Consider the following 18,523-nt stretch of genomic DNA (forward strand, 5'->3'; position numbering starts at 1 on the left):
GAGGTCAGCCACCGTCCAGGAGTCGAATCAGCCGCGGCGCGGCGGTGAGCCGAAAGGACGCATCGACCAGCTCGCCGACTTCATCCCAATCCACCTGGGCCGCAGTGAAATCCAGACCAAGCCAACCGAACGGTCCCAGGTACATCGGATAGAAGAAGCGGCTGTCCTGCTCCAGCGCCCGACGCTCGGACTCGTCGACCTTGACCAGCAACGCGTGCGGGTAGGCCACCATCGCGCCGGTCGCCTTGGAGTTGCCGCCGTAGATCGTGAACATCTTCGGAGCGCAGAACACCGGGCGGCCGTGGGAGATCTTCTCGAACGCCTCGGGAAAGCCCAGCGCGATGCGGCGCAGCTCCGTCAGGCCGGGGTCGTCGTCGCGGTACATGATCGGGTGCGGCATGCCGCCAGGGTAGTCAGCCGATAGCCTGCCAGGGTGAGTCCAGAGGCCGACAGCGTGAGCCCCGATATCCGGCGGCAGTGGCATGACCTGGCTGAAGAGGTGCGCGAACACCAGTTCCGCTACTACATCAAGGACGCGCCGATCATCACCGACGGTGAGTTCGACGACCTGTTCAACCGGCTGCTCGCGCTGGAAGACCGGTACCCGGAACTGCGCACCGCCGACTCGCCCACCCAGCTGGTGGGCGGTGCGGGGTTCACCACCGATTTCACACCCGCTGAGCACCTGGAGCGGATGCTGTCGCTGGAAGACGTGTTCTCACCCGATGAGCTGACGGCCTGGGCGGGCCGGGTCGCCGGTGAGATCGGCGGTGACACCACCTATCTGTGCGAGCTCAAGGTGGACGGAGTGGCGCTGGGTCTGGTGTATCGCGGCGGCCGGTTGGTCAGCGGGGCCACCCGCGGCGACGGCCGGGTCGGTGAAGATGTGACGCTGAACGCGCGCACCATCGCCGACATTCCCGAGTTCCTCACCCCCGACGGCGAATTCCCGATCCCGGCGGTGCTGGAGGTGCGCGGTGAGGTGTACTTCCGGCTGGAGGACTTCGAAGCCCTCAACGCCGGACTGGTCGCCGAGGGGAAGCCACCGTTCGCCAACCCCCGCAACAGCGCGGCTGGCTCGCTGCGGCAGAAGAACCCGGCCGTCACCGCACGGCGCAACCTGCGGATGGTCTGCCACGGCCTCGGCTACAGCGAGGGATTCAACCCCGACACGCTGCACGAGGCCTACACCGCGATGAAGGCCTGGGGGCTGCCGGTCTCGGCGCACACCGCGCGGGTCGAAGGCATGGCCGCGGTGGCCGAACGCATCACCTACTGGGGCGAGCACCGCCACGACGTCGAACACGAAATCGACGGGGTGGTCGTCAAAGTCGACGACCGGGCGCTGCAGCGCCGGCTCGGCGCCACCTCCCGGGTGCCGCGCTGGGCGGTGGCCTACAAATACCCGCCCGAGGAGGCGCAGACCACGCTGGTCGACATCCGGGTCAGCGTCGGCCGCACCGGCCGCGTCACCCCGTTCGCCTACATGACCCCGGTCAAAGTCGCCGGCTCCACGGTGGGGTTGGCCACCTTGCACAACGCCTCGGAGGTCAAACGCAAAGGGGTGCTGATCGGCGACACGGTGATCATCCGCAAGGCCGGTGACGTGATCCCCGAGGTGCTCGGGCCGGTCGTCGATCTGCGCGATGGCAGCGAGCGTGAGTTCGTCATGCCGACCCAGTGCCCGGAGTGCGGAACCCTGCTGGCGCCGGCCAAAGAGGCCGACGTCGACATCCGGTGCCCCAACGCCCGATCCTGCCCGGCACAGCTGCGCGAGCGGGTCTTCCACGTCGCCGGCCGCGGCGCCTTCGATATCGAGGCGCTGGGCTACGAGGCGGCCACCGCGCTGCTGGGCGCCGGCGTCATCACCGACGAAGGCGACCTGTTCACCCTCACCGAAGACGACCTGCTGCGCACCGAGCTGTTCACCACCCAGAAGGGCGTGCTGTCCAAGAACGGCCGCCAACTGTTGACCAACCTCGACAAGGCCAAGTCCCAGCCGCTGTGGCGGGTGCTGGTGGCGTTGTCGATCCGCCACGTGGGCCCCACCGCGGCCCGGGCCCTGGCGACCGAATTCGGCAGCCTGGACGCGATCACCACGGCTTCCACCGAGCAGCTGGCGGCTGTCGAAGGTGTCGGGCCCACCATTGCCACCGCGGTCACCGAATGGTTCGACGTCGACTGGCACCGCGCGATCGTCGACAAGTGGCGGGCTGCCGGGGTGCGGATGGCCGATGAACGCGACGCGAGCATCCAGCGCACGCTGGAGGGCCTGAGCATCGTCGTGACCGGTTCGCTGGCCGGCTTCTCCCGCGATGAGGCCAAAGAGGCGATCATCGCGCGCGGCGGCCGGGCGGCCGGATCGGTGTCGAAGAAGACGGCCTACGTCGTCGCCGGTGACGCGCCGGGGTCGAAGTACGACAAGGCCGTCGAACTCGGCGTGCCGATCCTCGACGAGGCGGGATTCGTCAAGCTGCTGGCCGAAGGACCGGCGGACGACGAGCCGACGGATTAGCGGCGGCGGTCGCGAGCGCGGCGGAGCCGGGCGAAGTGGGCCGGCGCCATCAGCGCAGCAGCGTGGCCACGATCCCGGCGAGATAACCCAACCGCGCCACCTCGGCCGGCAGGAACGGCGGGCCGCCGGTGCGGCCCAGCACGATCGCGGTCTGCGGGTCCCCCAGCGGGGCGGCCAGTAGCGCGGTGTCCATCTCCCGCCACACCGCGGGCACCCAGTCGGCGGTGTTGTCCAAGACGGCGGCGCGCTCGAGCGGCAACCACGGCACCGCGCCGACTTCGGTCTCGGGAGTGCCGGGACTGCCCGCGAGCCGGCGGAACCCCGCGGCGGACCCGTCGCCGCGCAACACCGCGCACCAGCTGACCCGCAGCACCCGAGGTGCTGCGTCGGCCAGCTTCTGCAGCTTGGCCTGACGGTCACCGGCCACCGCGACGCGGTCGATGAGTTCGAGCTCGCGGTGCGCCTCCAGCAGCCCGGTGTGCGGGCGAACGCTGTGCACCCGGATGCCCTCCAGCCGCTCCGCGGCAGTGATCAGCACGTCGGGCATGGCTCCGGGTGGCAGCTCGACCACCAAGTCATCGATCGCCGATCCGGAACCCCGCTCGATGACGTCCAGCGACAAGATGTCGGCTCCCACCGAGCCCAGCGCGACGGCCAGCGAGCCGAGGCTGCCGGGGCGGTCGTCGAGTTCGACGCGCAGCAGATAGGAAGACACCGCAAAACTGTCCCACAGTGGCCGCACCGAAACTGACGCCGACTAGTCTTGCCAGTCGTGCCCCAGATCTCCCGTGACGACGTCGCCCATCTGGCCCGGTTGGCCCGGCTGGCGCTGACCGACGCCGAGTTGGACGGTTTTGCCGGCCAGCTCGACGCGATCCTGACCCATGTCAGCACGATTGCGGCCGTAGACGTCACCGGCGTCGAGGCCACCGACAACCCGCTCAAGGCTGTCAACGTGACCCGGCCCGACGAGATGGTGACCAGCCTGACCCAGCAACAGGCGCTCGCGGCCGCCCCGCGTGCGGAAGACGGCCGCTTCGCGGTCCCGCAGATCCTCGGGGAGAGCCAGTGAGTGAAGCGTTCCGCCTCATAAGGTCAGACGCGGCCACCCTGGCGGCGCGGATCGCCGCCGGTGAGGTGTCCTCGGTAGAGGTGACCCAGGCCCATCTGGACCAGATCGCGGCCACCGACGAGCGTTACGGTGCCTTCCTGCACGTCGGCGCCGAGGAAGCGCTGGCCGCCGCCGCAGCCGCCGACAAGGCCATCGCCGCCGGCGAGGCACCGTCGCCGCTGGCGGGGGTGCCGCTGGCCCTCAAGGACGTGTTCACCACCGTGGACGCGCCCACCACGTGCGGATCGAAGATCCTGGAAGGCTGGCGGCCGCCCTACGACGCGACCGTCACCGCTCGGCTGCGCGCGGCCGGTATCCCGATCCTGGGCAAGACCAACATGGACGAGTTCGCGATGGGCTCCTCCACGGAGAACTCCGCCTACGGCCCCACCCGCAACCCGTGGGACGTCGAGCGGGTGCCCGGCGGGTCCGGCGGCGGCAGCGCCGCGGCACTGGCGGCATTTCAGGCACCGCTGGCCATCGGCACCGACACCGGCGGCTCGATCCGCCAGCCGGCCGCGCTGACCGCCACCGTCGGTGTCAAACCCACCTACGGCACCGTGAGCCGCTACGGGCTGGTGGCGTGCGCGTCGTCGCTCGACCAGGGCGGGCCGTGCGCGCGCACCGTGGCCGACACCGCGCTGCTGCATGCCGTGATCGCCGGACACGACCCGCGCGATTCCACCTCGCTGGACGCAGCAGTGCCCGATGTCGTCGCCGCCGCGAACGCCGGCGCCGCCGGGGATCTGTCGGGCGTGCGGATCGGGGTGGTGCGCCAGCTGCACAGCGGGGAGGGCTACCAGCCCGGCGTGCTGGCGTCGTTCAACACCGCCGTCGAACAGTTGACCGCGCTGGGAGCCCAGATCTCCGAGGTGGACTGTCCGCACTTCGATTACGCACTGTCCGCCTACTACCTGATCCTGCCCTCGGAGGTGTCGTCCAACCTGGCGCGCTTCGATGCGATGCGCTTCGGGCTGCGGGTCGGCGACGACGGCACCCACAGCGCCGAGGAGGTGATGGCGCTGACCCGCGCCGCCGGCTTCGGTCCCGAGGTCAAGCGCCGCATCATGCTCGGCACCTACGCGCTGTCGGCGGGCTACTACGACGCCTACTACAACCAGGCGCAGAAGGTGCGCACCCTGATCGCCCGCGACCTTGACACGGCCTATGAGTCCGTCGACGTGCTGATCTCGCCCACCACCCCCAGCACGGCGTTCCGGCTCGGCGAGAAGGTCGACGACCCGTTGGCGATGTACCTGTTCGACCTGTGCACCCTGCCGCTGAACCTGGCCGGGCACTGCGGTATGTCGGTGCCGTCGGGGCTGTCCGGCGACGACGGGATGCCAGTGGGTCTGCAGATCATGGCGCCGGCGCTGGCCGATGACCGGCTCTACCGGGTGGGCGCGGCCTACGAGGCCGCTCGCGGCGTACTGCCGACGCCGATCTGAGGGCGACTTTCTTCCGTATCCTGGGAATATGGCTGAAGAAACGATTCACGAGGAAGAACGGATGATGACCCGGGCGGAGGCCGCGGCGGACCTGCGGCGCCTGGCCGATGAACTGGAAGCCGGGAAGATCTCCTACGGGGCCGACCGCAGCCTCGAGGTGCCCGAGGCACTGGAGCGCGAGATCGAGATCGAGCGCGAGGACAAGGGCACGAACATCAAATACCAGGTCGAATTCGAGTTGGAGTGGTCTGTTCCCAAGGTCTGATCCGGGCAATGGGAAAACCGGTGGCCGCCCACCGGGCAAGATGGGGGCATGCGGATCGGAGTCCTCACCGGTGGCGGTGACTGTCCCGGGCTGAACGCGGTGATCAGGGCGGTGGTACGCACCTGCGATTCGCGCTACGGCTCGTCGGTGGTCGGCTTTCAGGACGGCTGGCGCGGCCTGCTGGAGAACCGGCGCATCCAGCTGGCCAACGACGACCGCAACGATCGGCTGCTGGCCAAGGGCGGCACCATGCTTGGCACCGCCCGGGTAAACCCGGACAAGTTGCGTGCCGGCCTGGACCAGGTCAAGGCGACCCTCGACGACAACGGCATCGACGTGCTCATCCCGATCGGTGGGGAGGGCACCCTGACCGCGGCGCACTGGCTGTCGCAGGAGAACGTCCCGGTGGTCGGGGTACCCAAGACCATCGACAACGACATCGACTGCACCGACGTCACTTTCGGGCACGACACCGCGCTGGAGGTCGCCACCGAGGCCATCGACCGGTTGCATTCGACCGCCGAATCCCACCAGCGGGTCATGCTGGTCGAGGTGATGGGACGCCACGCCGGCTGGATCGCCTTGAACGCCGGCCTGGCCAGCGGCGCGCACATGACGCTGATCCCCGAGCAGCCGTTCGATGTCGAAGAGGTGTGCCGGCTGGTCAAGCAGCGCTTCCAGCACGGCTCGTCGCACTTCATCTGCGTCGTCGCCGAAGGGGCCAAACCCGCGGCCGGGTCGATGGAGCTGCGCTCCGGCGGGATCGACGAGTTCGGCCACGAGCGGTTCACCGGGGTTGCCGCCCAGCTGGCCGTCGAGATCGAGCGGCGCGTCAAAAAGGAAGTGCGCACCACCGTGCTGGGCCACGTGCAGCGGGGCGGCACCCCGACCGCTTACGACCGGGTGCTGGCAACCCGGTTCGGCGTCAACGCCGCCGACGCCGCCCACGCCGGCGAGTACGGGATGATGGTGTCGCTTCGCGGCCAGGAGATCGGGCGGGTGGCGCTGGCCGACGCGGTGCGCCAGCTCAAGGTGGTGCCGCAGAGCCGCTACGACGACGCGGCGGCGTTCTTCGGATAGCCGGTGTTTGTACACGACATATTGGGGCAATAGTCGCCTAGTGGTCGCCGGGTGTTCGGCGGACTACTGTTCGCTTGCCGGGTGGACGAAGGTTGGGGGGCCGGTATGGGAAAGCTGTCGCGGACGGCCACCGCGCTGGGGGCGCTGCCGATCGGGCTTGTCCTCGCCGCCCCGGCTCACGGTATCGGCGACGCGGTAAGCGATTACGTCGCCGATCACGGTGGGGAGGTCTGTGCGTTCATGGATGACCAGCCCAACCTGGCCGGGGTCAAAGGAGCGGTCAACCACATCCTGGCGACCAGCGGGTTGGCCGAGAACCAGACCGGACGGCTGCTGGCCGGCTCGGTGACCGCGGACTGTCCCGAATACGGCGGCCTGGTCGACGAATTCGTCCGGTATGTCCATCGCCGCCAGCAGCAGCAGCAGAACGGCGGTATCGGCGCCGTGCTCGGCAACTAACGGTTCACAGCTCGCCCAGGTCATCTGGCACGTCAACGGCGTAGCCGCGCAACACATCCAGCGGAACCACGTCGAGGGTGCGTTCATGGGTGGCGGCCAGCACCACCGGGGCCGCACAGCTGTCTCGGTGTGCCCGCAGCCAGTTCAGCGCGGTGACACACCAGCGGTCACCGGGGGTCAGTCCAGGGAATCGGTAGGCGGGCATCGGCGTGGACAGGTCGTTGCCGATCGAGCGCTGGTGCTCGAGGAACTCTGCTGTGACCACCGCGCAGATGGTGTGCAGTCCGATGTCCTCCGGCCCCGACGAGCAGCAGCCGTCGCGGTAGAAGCCGGTCACGGGGTCGCTGCCGCACGGCTCCAGCGGGCCGCCCAGTACGTTGCGCTCAGCCATGGCCAAACGGTACCGCCCGGTTAGCCTGAGGCATGGCAGACCGTATGCGCGACGTGCTCTGGGCCGATATCGCCGGGATCTACCGGCGAATCTGCGAACACCCCTTCATCACCGGGCTGACCGACGGGTCGCTGGGCCACGACCGATTCCGTTACTACATCGCCCAGGATGCCCACTACCTGCGGGCCTACGCCCGGGCACTCGCCGGTTGCGCGGCCAAGGCACCGGTCGAAGCGGAGCTGACGATGTTCGCCGAACATGCCGGTGTCGCGCTCGGCGCCGAGCGTGAGCTGCACACCGGGCTGCTCGCCGAACTGGGGATGGACACCGCCCAGGCCGCCGCACTGCCGATCACCCCGACGACGCAGGCCTACGCGAGCCACCTCGTTGCCGTCACCGCATCGGGTTCCTACGCCGAAGCCGTCGCCGCAGTGCTGCCCTGCTACTGGATCTACGCCCGGGTCGGCGAACATCTGCAGCGCCACGGATCACCGGTGCCACTGTTCCAGCGCTGGATCGACACCTATGCCGGCGAGGATTTCCAGGCCGTGGTCGACGCGGTGCTCGCCGTCACCGACGGTATCGGCGCGCAGGCGTCGCCGGCCACCGGGGAACTGATGCGGCGGCATTTCCACACCAGCGCGCGCTACGAGTGGATGTTCTTCGACGCCGCCTACCGGACGGAGGACTGGCCGGTGTGACCCGGTCACCTAGACTTTCCTCCCATGACCGCTGCTGTCGCCGACCTGCTCGACTACGACGACGTCATCGCCCGCTTCGACCCGGTGCTGGGCCTGGAGGTGCACGTCGAGTTGTCCACGGCCACCAAGATGTTCTGCGGCTGCTCGACGGCGTTCGGCGCCGAACCCAACACCCAGGTGTGTCCGGTCTGCCTCGGGCTGCCCGGATCGCTGCCGGTGCTCAACGCCGCCGGTGTGGAGTCGGCCATCCGGATCGGGCTGGCACTGGGCTGCGAGATCGCCTCCTGGTGCCGCTTCGCCCGCAAGAACTACTTCTATCCCGACCAGCCGAAGAACTACCAGATCTCACAGTACGACGAGCCGATCGCGTTCAACGGCTACCTGGATGTGCCGCTCGACGACGGCACGACCTGGCGGGTGGACATCGAGCGCGCCCACATGGAGGAGGACACCGGCAAGCTCACCCACGTGGGCAGTGACACCGGCCGCATCGAGGGTGCCAGCGAATCCCTGGTCGACTACAACCGGGCCGGTGTCCCACTGATCGAGATCGTCACCAAGCCGATCACCGGAGCCGGCGAGCGTGCCCCGCAGATCGCCCGGGCATACGTGACCGCGCTGCGGGATCTGCTGCGCTCGCTGGATGTCTCCGATGTGCGGATGGATCAGGGGTCGATGCGCTGCGACGCCAACGTCTCGTTGATGCCGCGCGGCGCAACCGAATTCGGAACGCGCACCGAGACCAAGAACGTCAACTCACTGAAGAGCGTCGAGGTGGCCGTCAGCTACGAGATGCGCCGACAGGGTGCGGTGCTCACCGGTGGCGGCACCGTCATCCAGGAGACCCGGCACTTCCATGAGGCCGGCTACACCAGCCCCGGACGGACCAAGGAGACCGCCGAGGACTACCGCTATTTCCCCGAGCCCGACCTGGAACCGGTGGCGCCGAGCGCCGACTGGGTTGAACGGCTGCGCAGCACCATTCCCGAGCTGCCGTGGCTGGCTCGCAAGAAGATTCAAGACGAATGGGGCATCTCCGATGAGGTGATGCGCGATCTGGTCAACGCCGGCGCGGTCGAACTGGTTGCCGCCACCGTGGCAGCCGGGGCATCCAGCGAGGCGGCTCGGGCCTGGTGGGGAAACTTCCTGGTGCAGAAGGCCAACGAGGCCGGCGTCGAACTCGACGCGCTGGCGATCAGCCCGAAGCAGGTCGCCGAGGTGGTGGCGCTGGTGGATTCGGGCAAGCTGTCCAACAAGCTGGCCCGCCAGGTGGTCGACGGGGTGCTGGCCGGTGAGGGCGAACCCGAGCAGGTGATGACCGACCGTGGCCTGGTCGTGGTGCGCGACGATTCGGTGATCCAAGCGGCGATCGACGAGGCGCTGGCTGCCAATCCCGATGTGGCCGACAAGATTCGGGGCGGGAAGGTGCAGGCGGCCGGTGCGATCGTGGGCGCGGTGATGAAAGCCACCAAGGGTCAGGCCGACGCCGCCCGGGTCCGGGAACTGGTGCTGGCGGCCTGCGGGTAAACGCCAGGTCTCAGCCGGAGGCGCCGCCGTTGATCTGCTGCGGCCGGCGGGCCGGCGGGTGGTTCCAGTGCTCGAAGATGAACTGCAGCCACCGAACGTCGATCAACATTGTGTCGTCATCCTTTTCCCTAGATGACTCCCAAGGTAAGCCGGATATTTAAGGCGGTCGGGCGGGGTCGGTAAAGCTTTTGTGAGAACCGGTCCGGCGGCGTCGACGACACTGATGGCCGTTCAGGTCAACGAATCGTTGCTCAGTCTTTGTCGTCGTTGGCGCGCGGGAAGCCGCCGCCCGACGGGAACAGCGGGAACACCACATCGTCGAGTTTCTCCGCGTCGCCGGCGGTCTTGTTCACCGTTGCGCCCCAGACGTTGCCGTCGGGCGACATCTCGACGGCCCAGACGTGGCCGTGGGTGTCTTGGCGCATGACCTCGGGTTCGCTGGTGACCGAACCGGTACCGGAGGCCAGGCGTACTGCGACGGTCTGCTTGGTGTTGATGAGGTTGACCAGCACGATCCCGTCCATCGCGGCGCAGCCGGCGACGCCGGGTTTGTCCGGCCACGTCCACACCGTCGAGACATGGGAGTCCTTGGTGATGCGCTGCAGGCGGTCGCCGCTGGGGCTGCGGTCGGTGACGTAGAGCGAGCCGTCGACATGGTCGATGCACAGCCCGCCGCCGGCGCCCAGCCCGCTCAGCGCGGTGGTGGGGGCGGCCTGCCCGATCGTGGTCGGCTGCTCGATGCGCAGCACCTTGCCCGCCGTCGAGCCCGGGTCGGCGGCCGCCGCCGGGTTCCCCGCATCCCCGGTCAGCACCACCAGCGTGGTGGGGCTGGTGAAGATCAGCGCGCCGGTGTTGCCGGTCGCGCCTTTGGGGATTCCGGTGAGGAGGTCCTTCGGCACGTCACCGTCGGCGATCCGGATCACCCGGTTGTCGGTGGGGGTACTGATGTAGGCGTACATCAGCCGGTCCTGCCGGTAGGTCGGCGACAGCACGATGTCCATCAGTCCGCCGTCACCGGCCGGGTCGACGCCGATGACGGTCTTCACCTTGGGCTCGGCGGTCAGCGAGACCTCCTTGACCGCGCCGGTCGTCCGCTCGGCGACCAGCGCCGACTTGCTGTCGGCGTGCATGATCAGGCCGCTGGTGCTCTCCAGGCAGCCCTGCATCACCCCGGGGGCCGGGCACTGCTTGGGAAACGGGTTGGCGGGCAGCGGCGGGGGCGGCGGAGGCGTCGTGGTGGGTGCCATGCCGCGGCGCGGCACCGTGGTGAACGGCTGCGATTGAGCGTCATCGAAGTGCGCGCAACCGGTCAGCACCAGCAATGCCACGCCCAGCACGACAGACACCCGGAGAACCGTCCTGCGTATCCGCATGCCCGACAGGGTACGGACACCGGGTCCCGTTTCGCCACGATGCCCGCCGCAGCGGCGCCTCGCCCCGGCTGCACCGGGCCGGAATCGATTCGCTAACGAAGCCGTTCAAATCCCCAATCGCGCCGGGGTTGCCCTTACCCTTGCAGGGTGAAGAGTCAAGGTGAGGGCTCACACTGGCGTCGGCCGGGTGATGCTGGCGACGCAGGCAAAGGACGTCCCAAGTCGGCGCGTCTGGTAGATCCGGAGGACGACATGCCATCGCCGACCTATACCGGTGATTTCGAGACTGCTGCGATCCCGCCCTACGACCCGACCGGTTCGCGCCCGCTCGGTGGTGACTACAACCCGCTGCCGTACGCCGAGCCGCAGGCCACCGCCGGGCGAGTGGTGGGTTCCGGCGGCGCTGACGCGGACACCGACGACCCGTTCCGGGTGGTGGACCGGCGCGGGACCCAGGATCTGGGCCTGCTGTTCCTGCGGCTGGGCCTGGGTGTGTCGTTGGTCGCCCACGGGCTGCGTCAGCTGTTCGGCTGGTGGGGCGGCCAGGGTCTGACCGGATTGAAGAGCTCGATCGCCGAGGCCGGCTACCAGCACGCCGACATCTTGACCTACGCCGCCGGGGGCGGCCAGATCGCCGCCGGCCTACTGCTGGTGCTCGGATTGTTCACCCCGCTGGCCGCTGCCGGCGCACTGGCCTACCTGATCAACGGTGTGCTCGCCGGTGTCTCGTCGCAGAGCCAGGGGCGCTTCGACTACTTCCTGCCGGACGGCCACGAGTACCACATCATGCTGATCGTGGTGGCGGTGGCGATCGTGCTGGTCGGACCGGGCCGCTACGGGCTCGACGGTGACCGCGGCTGGGCCCGGCGGCCCTTCATCGGGTCGGTTGCGGCATTGCTGCTCGGGATCGCCGGCGGCGTGGCGATGTGGGTGTTCCTCAACGGGGCGAACCCGCTCGCCTAGCTTTGCCGGCAGTAAGCCCCGGGCGGGCCGGCCTCACCGATACGGGTTGGGCACCCGCCCGCCGCTGGCCTCGGTGAGCAGTGGCAGCGTCGCGAAGCTGACCGCCGGCAGGCGCAGTCGCTCGCCGTTGCGCAGGTGAGCCCGCGCCCACGAGCCCCGGCTGAACCCGAGGCCGGCGATGTCATCCCAGCTCACCGAACGGCTTCCCCGCAGGGTTCGCACCGTGACCTGTTGGGCGTCGGCAACGGTCCGCCACCGCACGATCAGCGCCGAGAACAGTACCGGTAGCAGCAGAAGCGGCGCGGTCAACGGCCAGGTCATCACCGGGATCAGCAGGCCCAGGGTCAAGAAGCCGACCGCGAAGTGGGCCATCGGGGAGATGCGGATCACCAGCGGTGCGGGATCGTGTGATGCGGAGGGCACCCCCGCATGATGTCACCGTCGTTCCGCTCGGGTGCGGACGGGCGGACGAGGGGAGACGCCCAAGCCGTTAAAAAAATATTGACTACTTATTTTAAGTGGGTCATGATGGCTGCATGCCATCGACCAGACCCCGCCGGACGCAGGCGGAGCGCACCGCCGGGACCCGGCGTGCACTGCTGGACGCGACACTGGACGCGCTGGTGGAAGTGGGTTTCAAAGGGACCACCACCACCGAGGTGGCTCGTCGTGCCGGGGTGTCGGTAGGGGCGCTGCAGGGACATTTCCCCACCAAGGTCGGCCTGCTGACCGCCGCCATCGAGTTTTCCCTGAACCGCCGTATCGAGGAGTTCGAGGTGTTGATGGCGGGCCTGGATCCCGCTGCGGACAAGCTGGACGAGGCCTTTGACCTGTTGTGGTCGATGTATTCGGGCCCGACATTCGCCGCAACGCACGAACTGTGGGTGGCGGCTCGCACCGATCCGGACCTGGCGCCGGCGGTCATCGAAACCGATCGGCAGTTCGCCGAGGCGGTTGATCGGGTCTCCGCTCAACTGCTCGACCCGGGCGGCACCGCCGATGTCGCCACCTCGCACTCGCGAATCGGCCTGCAGATGGCGTTCGCGTTGATGAACGGCCTGGCGATGTCACGGTCGATCGACGGCTACGAACCGTTGGCGACCAACGACATCCTTGACACTTTCAAGGCGCTGGCCCGGCCGCTGGTGGACCCACAATCAGAGGAGACGCGATGACCACCAGAGGGAACGGGGAGAACGGCCGAGTCGCGCATCCAGCGGTGCAGCCGCGCCGCATCCGGTTCAACTATCCGGTGGCGGCGTTGCAGCGTCACTTCGTGCAGGGCGACCTGGTGATGAGCCACATGATCGCGCACCTGTCGGCGGTGTTCCCCGAGGGCGAGGACTTCTTCATTCGTTCGGTGCGTCACTATGCCGGCCAGATCACCGATCCGGTATTGAAGGATCAGGTCAAGGGGTTCATCGGCCAGGAGGTCACCCACGGCCGCGAGCACCGAGCACTCAATGAGCGGCTGCAGCAGATGGGCTACCCCACCCGCAGGATCGACCGACTCGTGCACCGCCGCCTGAAGGCGGCCGAGCGACGTTTCTCGCCGCTGACCTGCCTTTCCATCACCGCCGCACTCGAACACTTCACCGCGGTGTTCGCCGAGACCCTGCTCGCCGACGAGCAGGCCCAGGAGTTGCTCGGCACGACGGAGGTGCGGTCCATGCTGCTGTGGCATGCCGTCGAGGAATCCGAGCACCGCTCGGTGGCGTTCGATGTCTACCGCGCGGTCGGCGGTGATGAGACCCGGCGGATCCGGACGATGCGGGTCATCCGATTCAGCTTCCCCATCGCCGTCACGATGAACACCATCATCTCGCTGTTCTCCGACCGGGCGGCCTACCACCCGGTGCGTCTGGTCCGCAGCTTTGCCGCGCTGCGGCACTCACCGTTTTTGACCCGCGCGGTTTTTCGGCGGCTCGGCGACTACCTCCGGCCGGGATTCCACCCCGATGACCACGACAACACCGTGCTGCTGCAGCGCTGGGAGGCGGAGTTGTTCGGCGAACGCGGATCGCTGGTCGGTCACCTGCACTGAACCGTGGACCGGCCATTTGACCCTGGTCGGTCCAGCGACTACCGTCATCCGCTATGGACAACGGCATGCTCGTAGTAGCCCCCTGCGCGTTGGTTGTTGCCTGAGCTTTCAACCACCAACGCGCAACCCTCGTGCAGCAGCTGAGCTGGCGGGGGTTTTTTGTTGCCACCAGTCCAGAGCACCAGAGACAAAGAGGAAACCGTGAGCGCACCCACCACGCGACCGCCGGAGCGGCCGGCCGCAACTGACAGGCCGCAGCCGGCCAACGGGACCGCCGCCGGCCAAGCCAAACCGTCGGCCAAGAGTGTCCCCCCCGAGCAGATGACCGGTGCCCAGTCGGTGATCCGCTCCCTGGAAGAACTCGACGTCGACGTCATCTTCGGTATCCCCGGCGGCGCGGTGCTGCCGGTTTACGATCCGCTGTTCGACTCGAAGAAGCTACGCCACGTGCTGGTCCGCCATGAGCAGGGCGCCGGACACGCCGCCAGCGGTTACGCGCACGCCACCGGCCGGGTCGGAGTGTGCATGGCCACCTCCGGGCCCGGCGCCACCAACCTGGTCACGCCGCTGGCCGACGCGCAGATGGACTCCATCCCGGTGGTCGCCATCACGGGGCAGGTGGGTCGGCAGTTGATCGGCACCGACGCCTTCCAGGAGGCCGACATCTCCGGGATCACCATGCCGATCACCAAGCACAACTTTCTGGTTCGCAACGGCGACGACATCCCCCGGGTGATCGCCGAGGCGTTCCACATCGCGGCAAGCGGACGGCCCGGGGCAGTTCTCGTTGATATCCCTAAGGACGTGCTGCAGGGCCAGTGCACCTTCGCCTGGCCGCCGAAGCTGGACTTGCCGGGCTACAAACCCAACACCAAACCGCACAACCGACAGATCCGTGAGGCGGCCAAGCTGATCGCCGCGGCGCGCCGGCCGGTGCTCTACGTCGGCGGCGGCGTGATCCGCGGCGAAGCGTGTGAGGAGCTGGCCGAGCTGGCCGAGCTGACCGGTATCCCGGTGGTGACCACCCTGATGGCTCGCGGCGCCTTCCCGGACAGCCACCGCCAGCACTTGGGCATGCCCGGCATGCACGGCACCGTCGCGGCGGTTGCCGGACTGCAGCACTCGGATCTGCTGATCACCCTCGGTGCGCGGTTCGACGACCGGGTCACCGGCCAGCTGGACTCGTTCGCCCCCGAGGCCAAGGTGATCCACGCCGACATCGACCCGGCCGAGATCGGCAAGAACCGGCACGCAGACGTGCCTATCGTCGGCGATGTCAAGGCCGTCATCACCGAGCTGAGCGGTGCGCTGCGCCACGACGAGCTGTCGCTGGATCTCTCGGAATGGTGGGCCTATCTCGACGACCTGCGCTCGAGGTATCCGCTGAGCTACGGGCCGCAGAGCGACGGCAGTCTGTCCCCGGAGTACGTGATCGAGGCCCTGGGTCGTATCGCCGGACCCGACGCGGTGTATGTCGCCGGGGTCGGCCAGCACCAGATGTGGGCGGCGCAGTTCGTCCATTATGAGAAGCCGCGGACCTGGCTGAACTCCGGGGGACTGGGCACGATGGGTTTCGCCATCCCGGCGGCGATGGGCGCCAAGATGGGCCGCCCGGAGGCCGAGGTGTGGGCGATCGACGGCGACGGCTGTTTCCAGATGACCAACCAGGAACTGGCCACCTGCGCCATCGAGGGTGTGCCGATCAAGGTCGCGCTGATCAACAACGGCAACCTGGGCATGGTCCGCCAGTGGCAGACCCTGTTCTACGGGGAGCGGTACAGCCAGACCGACCTGGCAACCCACTCGCGTCGCATCCCCGATTTCGTGATGCTTGCCGAGGCGCTGGGCTGTGTCGGATTGCGTTGCGAGCGTGAAGAAGACGTTGAAGACGTGATCAATCAGGCGAGGGCGGTCACCGACCGGCCGGTGGTGATCGACTTCATCGTCGGCGCCGACGCACAAGTGTGGCCGATGGTGGCCGCCGGCACCAGTAACGACGAGATCCAGGCGGCGCGCGGTATTCGGCCGCTGTTCGACAACGAGGACAACGAGGGACACGTCTGATGAGCACCGACTGGAAGACGCACACGCTGTCGGTGCTGGTCGAGGACAAACCCGGTGTGCTCGCCCGGGTTGCGGCACTGTTCTCCCGGCGCGGCTTCAACATCAAGTCGCTGGCGGTCGGTGCCACCGAGACAAAGAACATGTCCCGGATGACGATCGTTGTCTCGGTGGAGGACACCCCGCTGGAGCAGATCACCAAGCAGTTGAACAAACTGGTCAACGTCATCAAGATCGTCGAGCAGGAGGACGACAACTCGGTCTCCCGCGAGATCGCGCTGATCAAAGTCCGCGCCGACGCCGGCACCCGGGGACAGATCGTCGAGGCGGTGAACCTGTTCCGCGCCAGGGTGATCGATGTTTCTCCGGAATCGTTGATCGTTGAGGCCACCGGCACCCCGGCCAAGTTCGAGGCGTTGCTGCGAGTGCTGGAACCCTATGGCATCCGTGAGATCGTCCAATCGGGTCTCGTATCGTTGTCGCGCGGTCCGCGCGGCATCGTCACGGCCAAATAGTCCCCAATCCAATTACTTCACCGAAGAACGAACAGAAAGAAGTGACACAAAGTGGCAGTTGAGATGTTCTACGACGACGACGCCGACCTGTCGATCATCCAGGGCCGCAAGGTCGGCGTGATCGGTTACGGCAGCCAGGGTCACGCGCACTCGCTGAGCCTGCGCGACTCCGGCGTGCAGGTGAAGGTGGGCCTCAAAGAGGGCTCGAAGTCGCGCCCCAAGGTCGCCGAGCAGGGCCTCGAGGTCGACACCCCCGCCGAGGTCGCCAAGTGGGCCGACGTAATCATGCTGCTGGCGCCCGACACCGCGCAGGCCGAGATCTTCACAACCGACATCGAGCCCAACTTGGTGGCGGGCGACGCGCTGTTCTTCGGCCACGGCCTGAACATCCACTTCGGTCTGATCAAGCCGGCCGCCGACATCATCGTCGGGATGGTCGCTCCCAAGGGGCCGGGCCACCTGGTGCGGCGCCAGTTCGTCGACGGCAAGGGTGTGCCCTCCTTGATCGCGGTCGCCCAGGATCCGCGCGGCGACGGCGAGGCGCTGGCACTGTCGTATGCCAAGGGCATCGGCGGCACCCGGGCCGGGGTCATCAAGACCACCTTCAAGGAAGAGACCGAGACCGACCTGTTCGGTGAGCAGGCTGTGCTGTGCGGCGGCACCGAGGAACTGGTCAAGGCCGGCTTCGAGGTGATGGTCGAGGCCGGCTACGCCCCGGAAATGGCCTACTTCGAGGTGCTGCACGAACTCAAGCTGATCGTGGACCTGATGTACGAGGGCGGTATCGCCCGGATGAACTACTCGGTTTCCGACACCGCGGAGTTCGGCGGGTACCTGTCCGGGCCGCGGGTGATCGACGCCGACACCAAGCAGCGGATGCGCGACATCCTCTCCGACATCCAGGACGGCACCTTTGTCAAGCGCCTGGTGGCCAACGTCGAGGGCGGCAACAAGGAGCTCGAGGGGCTGCGCAAGGCCAACGCCGAGCACCCGATCGAGGTCACCGGCAAGAAGCTGCGGGACCTGATGAGCTGGGTGGACCGTCCCATCACCGAGACCGCCTGACGAGCTGATATCGGCCCGAACGCTGTCCAACAAGCGGGTGGCCCGTGCCATGGCAGGGGCCACCCGCTTGTTGTCACGGGCTCGGCTGGACCTGAGGCCGCCCGCGTCGGGCTCTGCCGGCGCCGCCCTTTACAGACCGCCGAACAGGTCGTCGAGCAAGCCGGACAGATCCAGGCCGCCCAGGAGCTCCGACAGGTCGAAGTCGGCGAAGAAGTCGCCGAGGCCGGTGAAGATGCCCGACAGGTCGAAGTCGGCGAAGAAGTCGGTGATGCCGGTGAAGATGCCCGACAGGTCGAAGTCGGCGAAGAAGTCGGTGATGCCGGTGAAGATGCCCGACAGGTCGAAGTTGGCGAAGAAGTCGGTGATGCCGGTGAAGATGCCCGACAGGTCGAAGTTGGCGAAGAAGTCGGTGATGCCGGTGAAGATGCCCGACAGGTCGAAGTTGGCGAAGAAGTCGCCGAACATTTCGGACAGATTCAGGTTGGCGAAGAAGTCGCCGAAGATCTCCGACAGATTCAGGTTGCTGAAGAGGTCGCCCAGGATCTCCGACAGATCCAGGCTGCTCAGCAGGTTGCCCAAACTGTCGCCGAGCGAGCCGAGCGCACCCTCGAACGCGCCGCCGGCGTCGGCAGTGAGCTCGATGACCGGTGTCGGCACGCTCACGGGTACGACCACCACGGGTGTGGCGGCGATTGCGGTGGCGCCGATGATCGCGGCGCCCGCCAGGGCAAACGGACGAAGGGTGGCGTTCATGGCTGCTCCTCGGGACTGTGACCTGCATCATGGCTAGGACTGTTTGTTATGTTCACCACAGAGGAACTGAGATTACATTAAAGTGCAAACAAGTCCATACTTAATTGGAAATTAGCGGTGTCGCACGTTCGATGCCCGATACGTCCGCCAGCACGGAATTCGGTCGCCGGCGGAGTCGCTCCGGTCCAGGTGCGGTGCAGCCGCGGTCGATACGGCGTGGCGCCGGCCTCGGTGCAATCCCGGGGATCGACG

General features: G+C 67.7%; 20 protein-coding genes. 14 read left to right on the forward strand and 6 right to left on the reverse strand.

What is annotated here, in order from left to right; translation table 11 throughout:
- Positions 1–4: 4 nt before the first annotated feature.
- Positions 5–400 (reverse strand): MmcQ/YjbR family DNA-binding protein, encoded by a 396-nt coding sequence (locus tag G6N19_RS16455; RefSeq protein ID WP_013829667.1) that lies wholly within the window; start codon positions 398–400, stop codon positions 5–7.
- A gap of 33 nt (positions 401–433) precedes the next feature.
- On the opposite strand from G6N19_RS16455, the gene ligA reads away from it, so the two are divergent.
- Positions 434–2,515, forward strand: coding sequence for an NAD-dependent DNA ligase LigA (gene ligA, locus G6N19_RS16460; RefSeq protein ID WP_193465318.1), 2,082 nt, complete (start codon positions 434–436; stop codon positions 2,513–2,515).
- A gap of 49 nt (positions 2,516–2,564) precedes the next feature.
- On the opposite strand, the gene G6N19_RS16465 is transcribed toward ligA, so the two are convergent.
- Positions 2,565–3,230, reverse strand: coding sequence for an ACT domain-containing protein (locus G6N19_RS16465; RefSeq protein ID WP_085975721.1), 666 nt, complete (start codon positions 3,228–3,230; stop codon positions 2,565–2,567).
- 57 nt (positions 3,231–3,287) lie between these two features.
- Between G6N19_RS16465 and gatC the strand changes: the two genes are divergently transcribed.
- From gatC to G6N19_RS16490, 5 genes are all read left to right on the forward strand, one after another.
- Positions 3,288–3,587, forward strand: a complete 300-nt coding sequence (gene gatC / locus G6N19_RS16470) for an Asp-tRNA(Asn)/Glu-tRNA(Gln) amidotransferase subunit GatC (RefSeq protein ID WP_013829664.1) — start codon at positions 3,288–3,290, stop codon at positions 3,585–3,587.
- Complete coding sequence (gene gatA, locus G6N19_RS16475) at positions 3,584–5,074, forward strand: Asp-tRNA(Asn)/Glu-tRNA(Gln) amidotransferase subunit GatA (protein WP_193465319.1); 1,491 nt, start codon at positions 3,584–3,586, stop codon at positions 5,072–5,074. Before gatC ends, gatA begins: the two co-directional genes overlap by 4 nt.
- A 28-nt stretch (positions 5,075–5,102) precedes the next feature.
- Positions 5,103–5,339 carry an amphi-Trp domain-containing protein gene (locus G6N19_RS16480; protein ID WP_049792899.1) on the forward strand — a complete coding sequence of 79 codons (237 nt, stop codon included), beginning with the start codon at positions 5,103–5,105 and terminating at the stop codon, positions 5,337–5,339.
- Between the two features lie 48 nt (positions 5,340–5,387).
- Entirely contained in the window at positions 5,388–6,419 is a 1,032-nt protein-coding gene (locus G6N19_RS16485) for an ATP-dependent 6-phosphofructokinase (protein ID WP_013829661.1), read from the forward strand.
- Positions 6,420–6,524: 105 nt separating this feature from the next.
- Complete coding sequence (locus G6N19_RS16490) at positions 6,525–6,878, forward strand: hypothetical protein (RefSeq protein WP_013829660.1); 354 nt, start codon at positions 6,525–6,527, stop codon at positions 6,876–6,878.
- Positions 6,879–6,882: 4 nt separating this feature from the next.
- On the opposite strand, the gene G6N19_RS16495 is transcribed toward G6N19_RS16490, so the two are convergent.
- Complete coding sequence (locus G6N19_RS16495) at positions 6,883–7,269, reverse strand: DUF2237 family protein (RefSeq protein ID WP_013829659.1); 387 nt, start codon at positions 7,267–7,269, stop codon at positions 6,883–6,885.
- A 32-nt stretch (positions 7,270–7,301) separates the two neighbouring features.
- Here G6N19_RS16495 and tenA point away from each other — a divergent pair, with 32 nt between their 5' ends.
- On the forward strand, positions 7,302–7,970 hold the full coding sequence (gene tenA / locus G6N19_RS16500; protein ID WP_013829658.1) for a thiaminase II: 669 nt from the start codon (positions 7,302–7,304) through the stop codon (positions 7,968–7,970).
- Positions 7,971–7,994: 24 nt separating this feature from the next.
- Positions 7,995–9,497, forward strand: coding sequence for an Asp-tRNA(Asn)/Glu-tRNA(Gln) amidotransferase subunit GatB (gene gatB / locus G6N19_RS16505; RefSeq protein WP_013829657.1), 1,503 nt, complete (start codon positions 7,995–7,997; stop codon positions 9,495–9,497).
- 251 nt (positions 9,498–9,748) lie between these two features.
- On the opposite strand, the gene G6N19_RS16510 is transcribed toward gatB, so the two are convergent.
- Entirely contained in the window at positions 9,749–10,870 is a 1,122-nt protein-coding gene (locus G6N19_RS16510; RefSeq protein WP_081465543.1) for a PQQ-dependent sugar dehydrogenase, read from the reverse strand.
- A 147-nt stretch (positions 10,871–11,017) separates the two neighbouring features.
- Between G6N19_RS16510 and G6N19_RS16515 the strand changes: the two genes are divergently transcribed.
- Complete coding sequence (locus G6N19_RS16515) at positions 11,018–11,833, forward strand: DoxX family membrane protein (protein WP_041318320.1); 816 nt, start codon at positions 11,018–11,020, stop codon at positions 11,831–11,833.
- Positions 11,834–11,866: 33 nt separating this feature from the next.
- Here G6N19_RS16515 and G6N19_RS16520 read toward each other — a convergent pair whose 3' ends face one another.
- Positions 11,867–12,205, reverse strand: a complete 339-nt coding sequence (locus G6N19_RS16520) for a PH domain-containing protein (RefSeq protein ID WP_049793035.1) — start codon at positions 12,203–12,205, stop codon at positions 11,867–11,869.
- Positions 12,206–12,369: 164 nt separating this feature from the next.
- Between G6N19_RS16520 and G6N19_RS16525 the strand changes: the two genes are divergently transcribed.
- From G6N19_RS16525 to ilvC, 5 genes are all read left to right on the forward strand, one after another.
- A complete protein-coding gene (locus tag G6N19_RS16525) occupies positions 12,370–13,008 on the forward strand; it encodes a TetR/AcrR family transcriptional regulator (protein WP_013829653.1) in 639 nt (212 codons plus the stop codon).
- Positions 13,005–13,877 (forward strand): metal-dependent hydrolase, encoded by an 873-nt coding sequence (locus G6N19_RS16530; protein ID WP_049792898.1) that lies wholly within the window; start codon positions 13,005–13,007, stop codon positions 13,875–13,877. Before G6N19_RS16525 ends, G6N19_RS16530 begins: the two co-directional genes overlap by 4 nt.
- 201 nt (positions 13,878–14,078) lie before the next feature.
- Positions 14,079–15,941 (forward strand): acetolactate synthase large subunit, encoded by a 1,863-nt coding sequence (locus G6N19_RS16535; protein WP_041318317.1) that lies wholly within the window; start codon positions 14,079–14,081, stop codon positions 15,939–15,941.
- Complete coding sequence (ilvN, locus tag G6N19_RS16540) at positions 15,941–16,453, forward strand: acetolactate synthase small subunit (RefSeq protein ID WP_013829650.1); 513 nt, start codon at positions 15,941–15,943, stop codon at positions 16,451–16,453. Before G6N19_RS16535 ends, ilvN begins: the two co-directional genes overlap by 1 nt.
- A gap of 63 nt (positions 16,454–16,516) precedes the next feature.
- Positions 16,517–17,518, forward strand: a complete 1,002-nt coding sequence (gene ilvC, locus G6N19_RS16545; RefSeq protein ID WP_193374471.1) for a ketol-acid reductoisomerase — start codon at positions 16,517–16,519, stop codon at positions 17,516–17,518.
- Between the two features lie 129 nt (positions 17,519–17,647).
- Here the strand turns inward: ilvC and G6N19_RS16550 are convergent, their stop codons facing one another.
- Positions 17,648–18,271, reverse strand: a complete 624-nt coding sequence (locus tag G6N19_RS16550; RefSeq protein WP_013829648.1) for a hypothetical protein — start codon at positions 18,269–18,271, stop codon at positions 17,648–17,650.
- Positions 18,272–18,523: the final 252 nt, after the last annotated feature.

It is taken from the genome of Mycobacterium novum, assembly GCF_010726505.1.
Lineage (GTDB): Bacteria > Actinomycetota > Actinomycetes > Mycobacteriales > Mycobacteriaceae > Mycobacterium > Mycobacterium algericum.